12 protein-coding genes are annotated in these 13794 nt (G+C 36.0%); 5 read left to right on the top strand and 7 right to left on the bottom strand.

All coding sequences use genetic code 11. The features are described 5' to 3' along the window. Nucleotides 1-113: 113 nt before the first annotated feature. From mutT to Bra60_RS01015, 3 genes are all read right to left on the bottom strand, one after another. The gene (gene mutT, locus Bra60_RS01025; protein WP_035006710.1) at nucleotides 114-527 is read right to left on the bottom strand and encodes an 8-oxo-dGTP diphosphatase MutT; all 414 of its coding nucleotides are present in this window, start codon (nucleotides 525-527) and stop codon (nucleotides 114-116) included. Between the two features lie 132 nt (nucleotides 528-659). After that, nucleotides 660-1898 (bottom strand): bifunctional glutamate N-acetyltransferase/amino-acid acetyltransferase ArgJ, encoded by a 1239-nt coding sequence (gene argJ, locus Bra60_RS01020; protein WP_078688333.1) that lies wholly within the window; start codon nucleotides 1896-1898, stop codon nucleotides 660-662. A gap of 79 nt (nucleotides 1899-1977) precedes the next feature. Further along, nucleotides 1978-2931, bottom strand: a complete 954-nt coding sequence (locus tag Bra60_RS01015) for a peptidylprolyl isomerase (RefSeq protein ID WP_035006265.1) — start codon at nucleotides 2929-2931, stop codon at nucleotides 1978-1980. Nucleotides 2932-3338: 407 nt separating this feature from the next. Between Bra60_RS01015 and secA the strand changes: the two genes are divergently transcribed. The 4 genes from secA to prmC all read left to right on the top strand — a co-directional run bounded on the left by secA (nucleotide 3339) and on the right by prmC (nucleotide 8610). After that, nucleotides 3339-6053, top strand: coding sequence for a preprotein translocase subunit SecA (gene secA / locus Bra60_RS01010; RefSeq protein ID WP_078697997.1), 2715 nt, complete (start codon nucleotides 3339-3341; stop codon nucleotides 6051-6053). Between the two features lie 16 nt (nucleotides 6054-6069). After that, nucleotides 6070-6483, top strand: coding sequence for a Fur family transcriptional regulator (locus Bra60_RS01005; protein ID WP_078697996.1), 414 nt, complete (start codon nucleotides 6070-6072; stop codon nucleotides 6481-6483). A gap of 184 nt (nucleotides 6484-6667) precedes the next feature. Continuing rightward, a complete protein-coding gene (prfA, locus tag Bra60_RS01000; protein WP_035006268.1) occupies nucleotides 6668-7747 on the top strand; it encodes a peptide chain release factor 1 in 1080 nt (359 codons plus the stop codon). After that, a complete protein-coding gene (gene prmC, locus Bra60_RS00995) occupies nucleotides 7744-8610 on the top strand; it encodes a peptide chain release factor N(5)-glutamine methyltransferase (RefSeq protein ID WP_078673588.1) in 867 nt (288 codons plus the stop codon). Before prfA ends, prmC begins: the two co-directional genes overlap by 4 nt. Here the strand turns inward: prmC and nrdF are convergent. Genes nrdF through nrdH form a run of 4 tightly spaced genes read right to left on the bottom strand, consistent with a single transcriptional unit; the run spans nucleotide 8607 to nucleotide 12344 of the window. Continuing rightward, nucleotides 8607-9581: a class 1b ribonucleoside-diphosphate reductase subunit beta gene (gene nrdF, locus Bra60_RS00990; protein ID WP_035006270.1), complete on the bottom strand. Its 975-nt coding sequence runs from the start codon at nucleotides 9579-9581 to the stop codon at nucleotides 8607-8609. The two genes, prmC and nrdF, sit on opposite strands and share 4 nt — an antisense overlap. A gap of 11 nt (nucleotides 9582-9592) precedes the next feature. Then, nucleotides 9593-11743, bottom strand: coding sequence for a class 1b ribonucleoside-diphosphate reductase subunit alpha (nrdE, locus tag Bra60_RS00985; RefSeq protein WP_078688329.1), 2151 nt, complete (start codon nucleotides 11741-11743; stop codon nucleotides 9593-9595). After that, nucleotides 11725-12123, bottom strand: a complete 399-nt coding sequence (gene nrdI, locus Bra60_RS00980) for a class Ib ribonucleoside-diphosphate reductase assembly flavoprotein NrdI (protein ID WP_035006272.1) — start codon at nucleotides 12121-12123, stop codon at nucleotides 11725-11727. Before nrdI ends, nrdE begins: the two co-directional genes overlap by 19 nt. Further along, nucleotides 12123-12344, bottom strand: a complete 222-nt coding sequence (nrdH, locus tag Bra60_RS00975) for a glutaredoxin-like protein NrdH (RefSeq protein WP_035006273.1) — start codon at nucleotides 12342-12344, stop codon at nucleotides 12123-12125. Before nrdH ends, nrdI begins: the two co-directional genes overlap by 1 nt. A 699-nt stretch (nucleotides 12345-13043) precedes the next feature. Here nrdH and Bra60_RS00970 point away from each other — a divergent pair. Next, a complete protein-coding gene (locus Bra60_RS00970) occupies nucleotides 13044-13784 on the top strand; it encodes an ABC transporter ATP-binding protein (RefSeq protein WP_078697995.1) in 741 nt (246 codons plus the stop codon). Nucleotides 13785-13794: the final 10 nt, after the last annotated feature.

The following is a 13794-nucleotide window of genomic DNA, read 5'->3' as shown; positions in this document are numbered from 1 at the left end:
TTTATCTCAAAGGCCTTACTTTTAAAATACAACCACTTAAGATTCCTTGATCAGAAAATATTTAGTAAAAGAAATTTCGCATTGTTTATAAATATTTTCTCTTTATCAGAATATTAAAGAACAAAATTTTTTAGAGCTTGAATCAATGGCTTATCAGCATCAGGCATAGAATATTCATCAAGACTGCTCATGCAAACCCATTCTAAATTTTGTCCTTCTCGTCCTTTTGGAACGCCCTCATAACGGTGGCAAATATACAATGGCATTAACAGGTGAAAGGTTTCATAATTATGGCTTGCAAATGTTAAGGGTAATAAATTATCCTGCCGAACATGAATACCAAGCTCTTCTGCTAACTCACGAATTAACGATGTCTCTGGCGTTTCACCATTTTCAATTTTTCCACCGGGAAATTCCCATAAACCAGCTAGCGATTTTCCTTGAGGCCGTTGCGCAAGCAACACTCGATTATCATGGTCTAATAAAGCACATGCAACAACAAGAAGGAGTGAATTTTTTATATGCATACTATGACCAAAAGAATAACAGATAACTATCATTCTTGCTATTGTAAAGCCCTATTCCAGAATAAACAACTAAATATCCAGTATTCTTTAAAAGTATATAAATACTAAATATTCGAGTTTATATTTTATGAATCAACTTCTATAATCACCATTAATCGCAACATATTCTTTTGTTAAGTCACAAGACCAAATTGTTGCTTTTCCGCTTCCAAGACCAATATCAACACAAATTTTAATATGTTGACCTTTCATATAAGCACTCACTGCTTCCTCACTATAATGAGGATCACGTTCACCATTAACAGCCAAACGATGTTCACCAAACCAAATTTTTAATCGATCACGATCTGCTTCAACACCTGCCTTACCAATCGCCATAACAACTCTTCCCCAATTAGCGTCTTCGCCTGCAATAGCTGTTTTTACAAGTGGTGAATTTGCAATTGATAAAGCAATAGTCTTAGCAGCACTATTTGTTGTAGCACCAATAACAGATACCTCAATTAAATGGCGAGCTCCTTCACCATCACAAACAACTTGTAATGCAAGTTCGTGCAAAAGCTCACGCAGGTGCTTTACAAATATCCAATAACGAGGATCTGATTGGCTTGTCAAACAAGGAAGGCAACTCTTCGCTTTTCCTGTTGTGAAGATCATTAATGTATCAGACGTCGAAGTATCACTATCAACAGTAATTGAATTAAAAGTTTCCTGAACAGCCTCTGATAACATCATTTGGAGTATATCTGAAGAAATCGCTGCATCGCTTACCACAAAAGAAAGCATCGTTGCCATATCTGGTGCAATCATACCAGCACCTTTTGCAATCCCATTAATAGTAACAAGCTCTCCCCCAAAGTCAAATTGACGCGTTGCAAGTTTTGGAAACGTATCAGTTGTCATAATAGCTTTCGCAGCTTCTAACCAGCATCCCTCCTCTGCTGTACAAGCCATATCAGGTAAAAGATTTAAAATACAAGCCTCATCCATTGGCTCACCAATAACACCCGTAGAAGCTATAAAAATTTCATCTTCTCTCGCTTTCAAAATACTAGATGCAGAATGAGCTATTGCATTTGTCGTCTGCTTACCTTTGTGCCCCGTAAAAGCGTTGGCATTGCCAGAATTAACAACAAGACCTCTAGCAATCCCATGAAGAAGGGACGCACGACAATGATCTACAGCGGAAGATCTACATTTTGAACGTGTAAAAACACCTGCCACATTAGCTGGCTTATCAAATACAATTAAAAGAAGATCTGTACGATCTTTATACTTAATACCAGCTTTAGCTGTAGCTATCCGCACACCGGATAATAGTGGAAGTTCTGGTGGTTGTTTATGTGAAAAAGGCGATATTTTTACAGCCATTAAATGCTTTTCCATAAATGCAATTGAATATACTTTAATAAAAGTGCTGGGCTTTATAAAATGACCCAGCATAAAAAAATTATTCCCCACCCTCTACATTGGATGTTTCACCTAGAAATGGTGCTTCATTTTCATTAAGCGATTGCATGTGTTTTGCAATATTAGAATCAGGATACTCTACATTAATCTTACCCCGTAAATCGGTAATAAGTGTTTGATAATGTTCTCTTATAAGCTGTGTACGCAATACATCCTTAACATCATCAAAGACAGGAGGTTGTTTTAAACGACGATCCTCTATCTTAATAACATGCCAACCAAATGGACTTTCAACAGGTTTTTTAGTATATTCTCCCACCTTCAAATTAAATGCAGCCTCTTCAAATGGCTTAACCATCTGACCGCGACTAAAATAGCCAAGATCTCCACCAACGGCAGAAGAACCATCTGTTGAGTCTTTTTTTGCAATTTCCTCAAAGCTTTCACCTTTATTCAAACGCTTAATAACTTTTTCTGCTTCTTCTTTTGTTTTGACTAAAATATGACGCGCTTTGATTTCATCTTCTTTAGGTAAAGCAGCAATTTCCTTATCATAAAGAGCTTTCACATCAGCATCTGCAATTTTATCAACAACCATCTCTTTAAAATAAAGCTGCTGAAGAATATTATCACGCATTATTGCCATACGTTTATCATAGGCTTCTGTCTTATCTAGACCTTTCTGCAGTGCTGCTTTAGCAAGTGCCTGCATATCTAAATACGCTTTTAAGACTGTTACACGGCGTTTTTCATCTGGAACACGAACTAAATTAGGATTTATTTCGAGTGCTAGCTCATCTAACTGCCCGGCCGTAATATTTTTCCCATCAATCACTGCTATTACATGAGAAAGAGGAACTGGTTTTTCAGCAGCGTTCTCCAAAGTACTTAAATCATTTTTTGCAGACTTTACGCTTTCTTGAGCTATCACACCGGCATGTATGCCAACTAATAAAGTTGAGGCCAAACATAGTACCCTAAAATTGAATCTCATAAATATATTCCCTTTTTAAAATCAATGTACTTTCAAATTTAATTTTTTTACCATAGCACTTTAAAATCTAAACATAGATAAATTTTATTTCACAAAAATAAAAAATGATCCTTCCATTTTATTACATTTTGATTCCAGATAATACAAAACATGATAATATAGAAAAATGTCACATTATACCCTAAATTACTTCATACCTTAATTATTCAAATAATATCACTAAAGTTGACACAATGGTTTTAGCCCCTTAATCTCTATTTTATAAAAAATGAAAAAACATTATACGTCAGTTACCATAAAGCACTGCATGCGTCTAATTATACCAAACGTTTTAGACGGTGCAGAGCCATAGATACAATTCAATAAACACCCATTATGGTGATAACAAATGAAAGAAAGGACCAGAAATGGTCAACTTAGGTGCTCTTGCGCATAAATTCTTTGGTTCGGCTCATGAACGCCGTATTAAAGCATTTCGCCAAAAAATAACACAGATTAATGCCTTAGAAGAACAATTGCAAAAATTAAGCGATATGCAATTACGCCAAAAAACTGCTGAGTTTCGTAAAAGATTAACTGAAGGTGCAACGGTTGATTCGCTATTACCAGAAGCATTTGCAACTGTCCGTGAAGCAGCAAAACGTGTTTACGGCATGCGCCCTTTTGACGTACAGTTTATTGGTGGGATGGTTCTTCATAACCGAGGAATTGCTGAAATGCGTACTGGTGAAGGTAAAACATTAATGGCAACCTTACCAGTATATCTTAACGCCCTAGAAGGAAAAGGGGTCCATGTTGTTACAGTTAATGATTATCTTGCTGGTCGTGATGCTGAAACAATGGGTAAAATCTACGATTTTTTAGGTATGACAACTGGTGTTATTCTCAATCATCTTGATAATGATTCTCGCCGAGCAGCTTATGCATGTGATATTACTTATGCAACAAATAATGAATTAGGATTTGATTATCTTCGCGATAATATGGCTTTTGACCGTAACCAAATGGTACAGCGTGGTCACTATTATGCAATTATTGATGAAGTTGATTCAATTCTTATTGATGAAGCACGAACCCCTCTTATTATTTCTGGTCCCTTAGAAGATCGTACTGACTTTTATAATCTTATTGATGCATTTATTCCTTTCCTAACACCAGAAGACTACGAAATAGATGAAAAACAAAAAACCACAACTTTTACTGAAATTGGTACTGAAAAAATTGAGGAAATGCTAAAAAAAGCTGGACATCTCAAAAATGAAAGCCTCTACGACATAGAAAACGTTACAATTGTCCACCATGTTAATAATGCTCTGAAAGCGCATAAATTGTTTATCCGTGATAAAGATTATATTGTCCGAAATGGTGAGGTCGTTATCATTGATGAATTTACTGGTCGTATGATGCCAGGACGACGTTACTCTGAAGGATTACATCAAGCATTAGAAGCCAAAGAACATGTCACTATCCAACCAGAAAACCAGACCTTAGCTTCTATTACTTTTCAAAATTATTTTCGTATGTATAAAAAATTATCCGGTATGACTGGAACAGCTACAACGGAAGCTGAAGAATTTAGTAATACTTATGATCTTGAGGTTGTTGAAGTTCCTACAAATTTACCTGTTCAACGCCGCGATGAAGATGATGAAATTTATCGAACAGCAGAAGAAAAATATCGAGCCATTGTTCGCGATATTCGTCAAGCTCACGAAAAAGGACAACCTATTCTGGTTGGAACTACTTCTATTGAAAAGTCGGAACAGTTAGCAGAGCGCTTACGGAAAGAAGGTATCACTGATTTTCAAGTTTTAAATGCTCGTTATCATGAACAGGAAGCACATATTATAGCACAAGCAGGTGTTCCTAAAGCGTTGACTATCGCCACCAATATGGCCGGTCGTGGTACCGATATACAACTTGGTGGTAATGTTGAAATACGTATTCGGCAAGAATTGCAGAATGTACCTGAAGGCCCAGAACGAACTGCTAAAATTGAAGAAATCAAGAAAGATGTTCAACAACTGAAAGAGAAGGCATTAGCTGCTGGGGGTCTTTATGTTATTGCTACTGAACGCCACGAAAGTCGTCGAATTGATAACCAACTTCGCGGTCGTTCTGGTCGCCAAGGTGATCCTGGACGTTCAAAATTTTTTCTTTCTCTTCAAGATGATCTCATGCGTATCTTCGGTTCTGACCGTATGGATAGTATGCTGCAAAAGCTTGGACTAAAAGAAGATGAAGCCATTACCCATCCATGGATTAATAAAGCTCTTGAGAAAGCTCAAAAAAAGGTTGAAGCACGAAATTTCGAAATTCGTAAAAATCTTTTAAAATATGACGATGTCATGAACAATCAACGCCAAGTTGTTTTCGAACAACGCATGGAAGTTATGAATACGGAAAATTTAACTGAAATGACTGTTGAAATGCGTAATGAAGTCATTGAAGATCTAGTAGAAACCCACATTCCATATGGAGCATACGCAGAAAAATGGAATGTGAAAGATTTACAAAAAGCACTATATCAGATTTTTAATTTGAACCTTCCAATAGAAAAATGGGCAAGCGAAGAAGGAATTGCTGAAGAGCAAATTGTAGAACGCATAACAAAGGCTGTTGAAAAATTTGAAAAGGAACGCTCTGAACGCTATAGCCCAGAAATAATCGCTTATTTTCATAAAGCTATACTACTTGAAACAATTGATACACTATGGCGTGAGCATTTGGTTCATTTAGATCATTTACGTTCTGCTGTTGGCTTCCGTGGTTATGCACAACGAGATCCTCTCAATGAGTATAAAACAGAGTCATTCGAACTCTTTCAAACTATGCTTATCAATCTCCGTAAAAATTTTATTTCTAAACTCATGCATTTTGAAATTATTCAAAAACCCGTAGAATCGCAAACACCTGAAAGATCACGCTCCCAGTATCCTTCTAATACTCAGAATGCAAAAAATAACACCACAGCATGGGCACAGATAAACGAAAATAGGTTAGTTAATCCCGAAAAACGCAATCCTAATGAGCCAACAACATGGGGAAAAATTGGACGAAATGAATCTTGCCCTTGTGGTTCAGGCAAAAAATATAAGCATTGTCATGGATCATTTATCTGAAAAGTCAAATAATTAAATGAATAAACAAACTTATGAAAAAGAATTACGAATTGCCGGCTTAAGAGTAACACGTCAAAGGTGTATTATTTTTGACGTCTTAGCCGACACAGATGATCATCCGAATGCATTTGAAATTTTTCAACGTGTTCATAAAATAGATCCTAGTATTTCGCTATCAACTGTTTACCGCACAATGAAAACATTAGAAGAAAATGGAACTATTCATCGCCATATCTTCAATGGAGGACCTTCTCGTTTTGAACAAGCAAAAGGCGAGCATCACGATCATCTTATTGATATAGACACAGGAGAAGCTATTGAATTTCATTCTGCTATCATTGAAAAACTGCAAGAAGAAATTGCCCATTCCCTTGGTTATGATATTGTTTATCATCGTCTTGAAATTTACGGGAAAAAACGCAATTCCTAAATTAATAGACCCATATGTATAATGAAAAATATTATTTATGCACACCAAATTTTTACATAAATTTATTTTAAAATTCTATAAATTTGGTTGGCAAGAGCATTTTTCTTCTTTATCACCCCCTGTAATAATATAATATATAATATTATCAACTATCTAACACTCAATAAATTAGGCCAATATTGCCATGGTTTCTTTGCCACAAGACCGCATGAAGCAACTTGAAAAACGCTTCAAAATAATCGAAAGCCAAATGGCTGAGAATCCAAATGCGGAAACATATGTAAAACTAGCGTCCGAATACGCAGAATTACAGCCAATTATAGCTCCTATACGAACATTAAATTCTCTCCATAAAGAAATAGCAGAGCTCGAAACTATAATAAGTGATACACAAACAGATACAGAAATGCGTAATTTAGCTCAAGAAGAGCTATCATCATTATCTCAAAAAATTCAAGAACTTGAGCAAGAACTCCAAATTCTTCTTTTGCCTAAAGACATTGCTGATGAAAAAAGTGTTATCATTGAAATTAGAGCAGGAACAGGAGGATCAGAAGCAGCACTTTTTGCAGGAAATCTTTTTCGTATGTATGAACGTTATGCAAATACTCACAACTGGAAAGTTGAAATCATTTCTTTGAGTGATGGTGAAGTTGGTGGATATAAAGAAATTATTGCAACCATTTCAGGAAAAGGTGTATTTTCCAAGCTTAAGTTTGAATCAGGTGTCCATCGCGTGCAACGCATCCCTGAAACAGAAACAGGAGGACGCATTCATACATCTGCCGCCACTGTTGCAGTTTTACCAGAAGCAGAAGAAATTGATATCGAAATTCGCCCAGAAGATATCCGTATTGATACAATGCGCGCATCTGGTGCTGGTGGGCAACATGTCAATACAACTGATTCAGCTGTTCGTATTACGCATATTCCAACAGGAATTATGGTTGTTCAAGCAGAAAAATCACAACATCAAAATCGCGCACGCGCTCTCCAAATTTTACGTGCGCGTTTATTCGATATTGAACGGCAAAAAGCAGAGAGTGAACGTTCAGCATCCCGAAAAACTCAAGTTGGTTCTGGTGATCGATCAGAACGTATCCGTACCTATAATTTTCCACAAGGACGAGTAACTGACCATCGTATTAATCTGACTCTCTATAAACTTGATCGTATCATGGAAGGAGATTTAAATGAGTTGATTAATGCACTCATTTCTGATCATCAGACAACGCTCCTTACTGAAATGGATCATAGTAGATGAATGATCATTCGCTTAGTAAGGTCATCCAAACAACACAAGAAAAATTGCGCCATCAAGGAATTTCTGAAGCCGATCTTAACGCAAAAATACTCGTTGAATGGATAACAGGAACCACTGCATCTGATAGAATTCTTCAACCAAATATGTATCTATCTTCTCAACAGCTCGTACAATTAGAACAAGCTATAAATCGACGTATTGCAGGTGAACCGGTCTATCGTATTATCGGAACACGAGAATTTTATGGTATACCATTTACTTTGTCTAAAGATACGTTAGAACCACGTCCTGATACAGAAACACTCGTTGATCTTGTTTTACCAATCCTCAAATCACATCTAGAGAAATCAGAACAAGCTACATTGCTTGATATGGGAACAGGAAGTGGAGCTATCGCTATTGCGATTCTCAAACAAATCCCTCAAACCTATGCTGTAGCTGTTGATATTTCCGAAGATGCTTTAAAAACAGCTACAAAAAATGCACAGCATGCGAATGTTGCCCATCGTTTTACACCTCTTCTCAGTAATTGGTTTGATTCCATCAAAGGGCAATTTGACCTCATTATTTCTAATCCGCCTTATATTCCAGAAAAAGAAATTAAAAACCTTGCAAAAGAAGTACGCCAACACGACCCTTGGCGCGCTCTAAATGGTGGAGAAGATGGCCTTTATTTTTATCGAAAATTGGCTTATGAATCAGCGAATTATTTAAAAGAGAAAAGTTATATCGCCGTTGAAATTGGCTATTCTCAAGAAAAAAAAGTTCGTGATTTATTTGAAAAAAATGGATTTAAATGTCTTAAAATACGCGAAGATTTAAATAAAATACCCCGTGCACTTCTTTTTTCCTTCACGCATTAAAATGCCCAATCCTCGTCGACAGTTGCTACTGCTTTACCAATAACATAAGAAGAACCTGATCCCGAAAAGAAGTCATGATTTTCATCAGAATTCGGTGACAAAGCTGCTAAAATGGCAGGATTAACACGGCACACTTCAGGCGGGAAAAGAGCCTCAAAGCCTAAGTTCATTAATGCTTTATTTGCGTTATAATGAAGAAAAACCTTAACATCTTCTGTCAACCCAATAGCATCATAAAGATCTTCAGTATATTTACACTCAATATTATAAAGATCAAAAAGTAGATTAAAAGCAAAATCTTTTATTTCTTGTTTTTTAGCTTCATCAAGTTTTGCAAACCCCAATTGAAATTTATAGCCGATATAATAACCGTGAACAGCCTCATCACGAATAATAAGCCGAATTAAATCAGCCGTGTTCGTCAGCTTAGCGCGACTTGACCAATACATGGGCAAATAAAAACCAGAATAAAATAAAAAACTCTCAAGGAAAGTCGAAGCAATTTTTTTCTTTAGTGGTTCATCTGCTTCATAATGTTCAAGTATTAATCTCGCTTTCTTCTGCAAATAGGTATTTTCTTCCGACCATCTAAACGCATCATCAACTTCCACTGTCGAACATAAAGTTGAGAAAATAGAGGAATAAGAACGTGCATGAACTGCTTCCATAAATGCAATATTAGTTAATACTGCTTCCTCATGTTCTGTTACAGCATCGGCCATAAGAGAAATAGCACCCACAGTATTCTGAACCGTATCAAGGAGAGTAAGGCCTGTAAAAACACGAATTGTCAGTTTTCGTTCTTCCTCAGTCAAACTAGCCCATGAAGGAATATCATTGGACAACGGTACTTTCTCAGGCAACCAAAAATTACCAGTTAAACGATTCCAAACTTCAAGATCTTTTTCATCATAGAGTCTATTCCAATTTACAGCACAAACAACAGGATTTTTTGTTGTAATTTTGGTCATATAATCATCTCCTATAAGCTACATGAAACACAACCATCAACTTCTGTTCCACTCAATGCCATCTGCCGTAACCGTACATAATAAAGGCTCTTTATGCCTTTTTTCCAGGCATAAATTTGCGCACGATTAATGTCACGTGTAGTTGCTGTATCTGGAAAAAATAACGTTAACGAAAGCCCCTGATCAACATGCTGCGTAGCAACAGCATAAGTATCAATAATTTTTTCAGGCCCAATTTCATAAGCATCCTGATAAAACTCTAAATTCGTATTATCCATATAAGGGGCAGGATAATAAACACGTCCAATTTTTCCCTCTTTGCGAATTTCAATCTTCGAAGCAATCGGATGAATAGAAGAAGTCGCATAGTTAATATAGGAAATAGATCCCGTAGGTGGTACAGCCTGAAGATAGCGATTATAAAGCCCATATTGAGCAACTAATTGCTTCAGCTCTTGCCAGTCTTTTTGGTTCGGAATAACGATATTATTACGCGTAAAAAGCTTTTGTACTAGTTCAAATTGCGGTTTCCATTCTTTATCAATATACTTTGTAAAAAAATGTCCATCTGCATAAGCTGATTTTTCAAATCCTACGAACACTTCCTTACGTTCACGCGCAATTAAATTAGAAGCACGTAATGCGTGATATGTAACTGTATAAAAATAGATATTAGTAAAATCAATTGCTTCCGGTGTTCCATAATAGATCTTTTCACGTGCTAGAAAACCATGCAAGTTCATTTGCCCCAAACCAATCGCATGACTCTCGGCATTGCCTTTTGCAATAGAAGGCACACAAGCAATATTACTCATATCAGAAACAGCTGTTAAGGCACGCACAGCTATTTCCACTGTCCTCCCAAAGTTGTCACTCTCCATTGCTTTTGCAATATTCATCGAGCCAAGATTACAAGATATATCATTGCCAACAGCACGATAAGTTAAATCTGTTTCCAGTTCACTTGCTTCACTTACTTGCAAAATTTCTGTACATAAATTGCTCATACTAATACGGCCTGCTATTGGATTTGCCCGATTGACGGTATCTTCGAATAAAATATATGGATATCCTGATTCAAACTGAATTTCTGCTAACGTTTGAAAGAAAACCCGCGCACTTATTTTCTTTTTGCGTATCTTTGAATTATCAACAAAAGAACGATAATGCTCCGTCAAAGAAATATCACTAAAAGGTTTTCCTGTAACCTGCTCAATATCGTACGATGAGAAAAGATACATATCCTCATTATTACGAGCAAGCTCAAAAGTGATATCAGGAATAATAACACCAAGTGAAAGCGTTTTAATTCTGACTTTTTCGTCAGCATTTTCTCGCTTTGTATCCAAAAATTTCATAATATCTAAATGGTGTGCATGTAAATAAACAGCACCAGCGCCTTGTCGCGCACCAAGTTGATTAGCATAAGAAAAGACATCTTCTAACATTTTCATCACAGGTAAAACACCCGATGACTGATTTTCTATTTTCTTAATTGGTGCCCCTGCTTCTCGCAAATTCGTTAAACAAAGGGCCACACCTCCACCGCGTTTAGAAAGCTGTAAGGCTGAATTAATCGAACGGCCTATCGATTCCATATTGTCTTCAACGCGTAACAAAAAGCACGATACCAATTCTCCTCTTTGCTTCTTGCCCGCATTCAAAAATGTTGGTGTTGCTGGTTGAAACCGTCCCGTAATAATTTCACCAACTAAGCCCTCAGCAAGGGATTTATTCCCTTGTGCTAAATATAAAGCAACAAGACAAACACGATCCTCATAACGTTCAAGATAGCGCTTACCATCAAAAGTCTTTAACGTGTAACTCGTGTAATATTTGAACGCACCCAGAAAAGTAGGAAAACGAAATTTAAATGCATAAGCACGCTTAAAAAGCTTTTTGACAAAAGAAAAATCATAAAGTTCAAATAATTCTCTCTCATAATACTTTTCTTCTATCAAATAATCTATTTTCTCCTTTAAATTATGAAAAAAAACCGTATTCTGATTAACATGCTGGAGAAAATACTGCCGAGCAGCAAGTTTATCCATATCAAATTGAATATGACCATTCTCATCATAAAGATTAAGCATTGCGTTGAGTGCATGATAATCTGTAATTTGATCTGGCGTCTCCAGTTTTTTTACACTTGTTGTTTCCAAAACTTTTCCAATCCTTTTTTAACACAAATAACGTCTTCCTTAGTTCCTCGCAGCTCAAAACGATAGAGGCAAGGTACACAACATTTCTCTGCAATGATCTTGCTCGCTAAATTATAATAACGACCAAAATTACGATTTCCGCCACCAATGACACCACGAACCAATTTGCGGTTTTCCTCCTCATTAAGAAAATGAATAACTGCTTTTGGCACAGCCAATCTACCTTCACCATCTGCATAAGTAGGTACAGCTAACACATACGGCTCTCTAACCAATATTGACGGATTTTTTTTATCAATTTTGAAAAGCCGTTGACCAAGCTGAGAAACAAAATATTCAGTATTACCCGTTGCACTCGAATAATAAACAATAAGCCCCATTAGCTACAAAGACCATTAATCATATCTGGTCTAAAACCCGACCAATGATTATCACCGCAAATCACTACAGGCACTTGGCGATATCCTAGAGACTGAACAAAATTATACGCTTGTTCATCACAAGAAATATCAATAACATTATAATCAATACCCTTAGCATCAAAAGCACGACAGGTAGCATCACATTGAACACAAGATGGTTTACTATAAATAGTGATCATTCTTTTCAACTTTCACAATTCAAAAAAAATAACTCAGAAAAACATTAATTCTGATAATCTCACAATATTTACACAATAATTACATACAAAACGCCTAGTCATATTTTAGTTAAAATGACTTATAAACTGTCGAACGCATCTTTAAATCACTACATTTTCTTTAAAAAACATAGGACAAACGAAGAAAGGCCTTGCGATCCTAATAACTGTTCTTCGTTACACAACAACTATTCACTAGCATTTTTCTTGTTTCGCTATTTTTTAATTAAACGTATCATAAAGCCAATTAACCTCGTAGCCTTTGCAGCCATTTTTTTAGCGTCTTCATCTGTTTTTCATCGCAAAAAACTTTAATATACAGACAATGAACAAAAAAACTCCCCTAAGGCGATACTTTAATTGAACTGCTACTCTAAAAATAATAACACTTTACTGTGAAATAATCTAGTTTCAATAAAATGAACAATGTATTCACATTTAGCGTTTATTTTGAATCACCGATCATTTTAGTACTATATATAGTATACATACACATGATTTCGTCAAGAGAAATTCAAAGCTATTTTTAATTTTCCACGATCTTCCCATTACCATGCAAAGTCTCTTAAAAACATAAGAAAATAATATAATATTTTATTGACATATGTAATTATATAACATAACCTTTTAAAATATTAAAAGATAGAGAATGGTATCAATATGAGCTTACAGTTCAACAATGTGACATTCGGTTACACAAACAGAATTGTTATAAAAAAATTTTCAGCAAAACTGACAACAAATCCATTAATCGCCATAACCGGTGATAACGGTTCTGGGAAATCTACACTTCTCAAAACTATTGCCGGATTAATTAAACCTATCAGTGGTAAAATTACAAAACTCACAAAAAGCCGCATTGCTTACCTAGGTCAATACTGTGATATTGATCGAACATTCCCAGCTGATGTAGAAACGCTCGTTAAAATGGGACTATGGTCTTTCTGTGGATTATGGAAAAGCCAGCGTTCCTATCAATATAAAATTCAAAATGCGCTAGAAGTAGTTGGGCTTGCAGCGCTCGCTCACCGCTCCCTGAATACACTATCAAATGGACAACTACAACGTGCTCTTTTTGCACGTATTATTGTCCAAGATTCGGATATTATATTGCTTGATGAACCTTTCAATGGTGTGGATCTTAAAACCCAAAAGGATCTCCTAACACTGATCACTCATTGGCAACAAAAAGGCCGCACAATTCTTATAGCGCTTCATGATCCTTTTATTGTTCAAGAATATTTTCCACAAATGATTCATATCCATAAACAGCATGCTTTTTATGGAGAAACGACACAGTTATTAAGCGCCAATAATCATCTTGTTACGCCATCTCTCATATCCAATTTTTCCATGTTATTCCACAAGAACAAGCCTTTGCGGTCAAGTAATTTTATCTAAACTGGATCAT

The sequence above is a fragment of the Bartonella sp. Raccoon60 genome (assembly GCF_002022585.1).
Lineage (GTDB): Bacteria > Pseudomonadota > Alphaproteobacteria > Rhizobiales > Rhizobiaceae > Bartonella > Bartonella rochalimae.
The sequence above is the reverse complement of the archived record's forward strand: the minus strand, read 5'-3'. Positions and strand labels throughout refer to the sequence as shown.

Bases quoted from the DNA above. Each gene is read 5' to 3' on its own strand.
- nrdH (WP_035006273.1), bottom strand. From the start codon at position 12,344: ATGATCACTATTTATAGTAAACCATCTTGTGTTCAATGTGATGCTACC.
- Bra60_RS00970 (WP_078697995.1), top strand. From the start codon at position 13,044: ATGAGCTTACAGTTCAACAATGTGACATTCGGTTACACAAACAGAATT.
- prfA (WP_035006268.1), top strand. From the start codon at position 6,668: ATGGTTTCTTTGCCACAAGACCGCATGAAGCAACTTGAAAAACGCTTC.
- nrdI (WP_035006272.1), bottom strand. From the start codon at position 12,123: ATGGGGCTTATTGTTTATTATTCGAGTGCAACGGGTAATACTGAATAT.
- nrdF (WP_035006270.1), bottom strand. From the start codon at position 9,581: ATGACCAAAATTACAACAAAAAATCCTGTTGTTTGTGCTGTAAATTGG.
- argJ (WP_078688333.1), bottom strand. From the start codon at position 1,898: ATGGCTGTAAAAATATCGCCTTTTTCACATAAACAACCACCAGAACTT.
- Bra60_RS01015 (WP_035006265.1), bottom strand. From the start codon at position 2,931: ATGAGATTCAATTTTAGGGTACTATGTTTGGCCTCAACTTTATTAGTT.
- secA (WP_078697997.1), top strand. From the start codon at position 3,339: ATGGTCAACTTAGGTGCTCTTGCGCATAAATTCTTTGGTTCGGCTCAT.
- Bra60_RS01005 (WP_078697996.1), top strand. From the start codon at position 6,070: ATGAATAAACAAACTTATGAAAAAGAATTACGAATTGCCGGCTTAAGA.
- prmC (WP_078673588.1), top strand. From the start codon at position 7,744: ATGAATGATCATTCGCTTAGTAAGGTCATCCAAACAACACAAGAAAAA.
- mutT (WP_035006710.1), bottom strand. From the start codon at position 527: ATGCATATAAAAAATTCACTCCTTCTTGTTGTTGCATGTGCTTTATTA.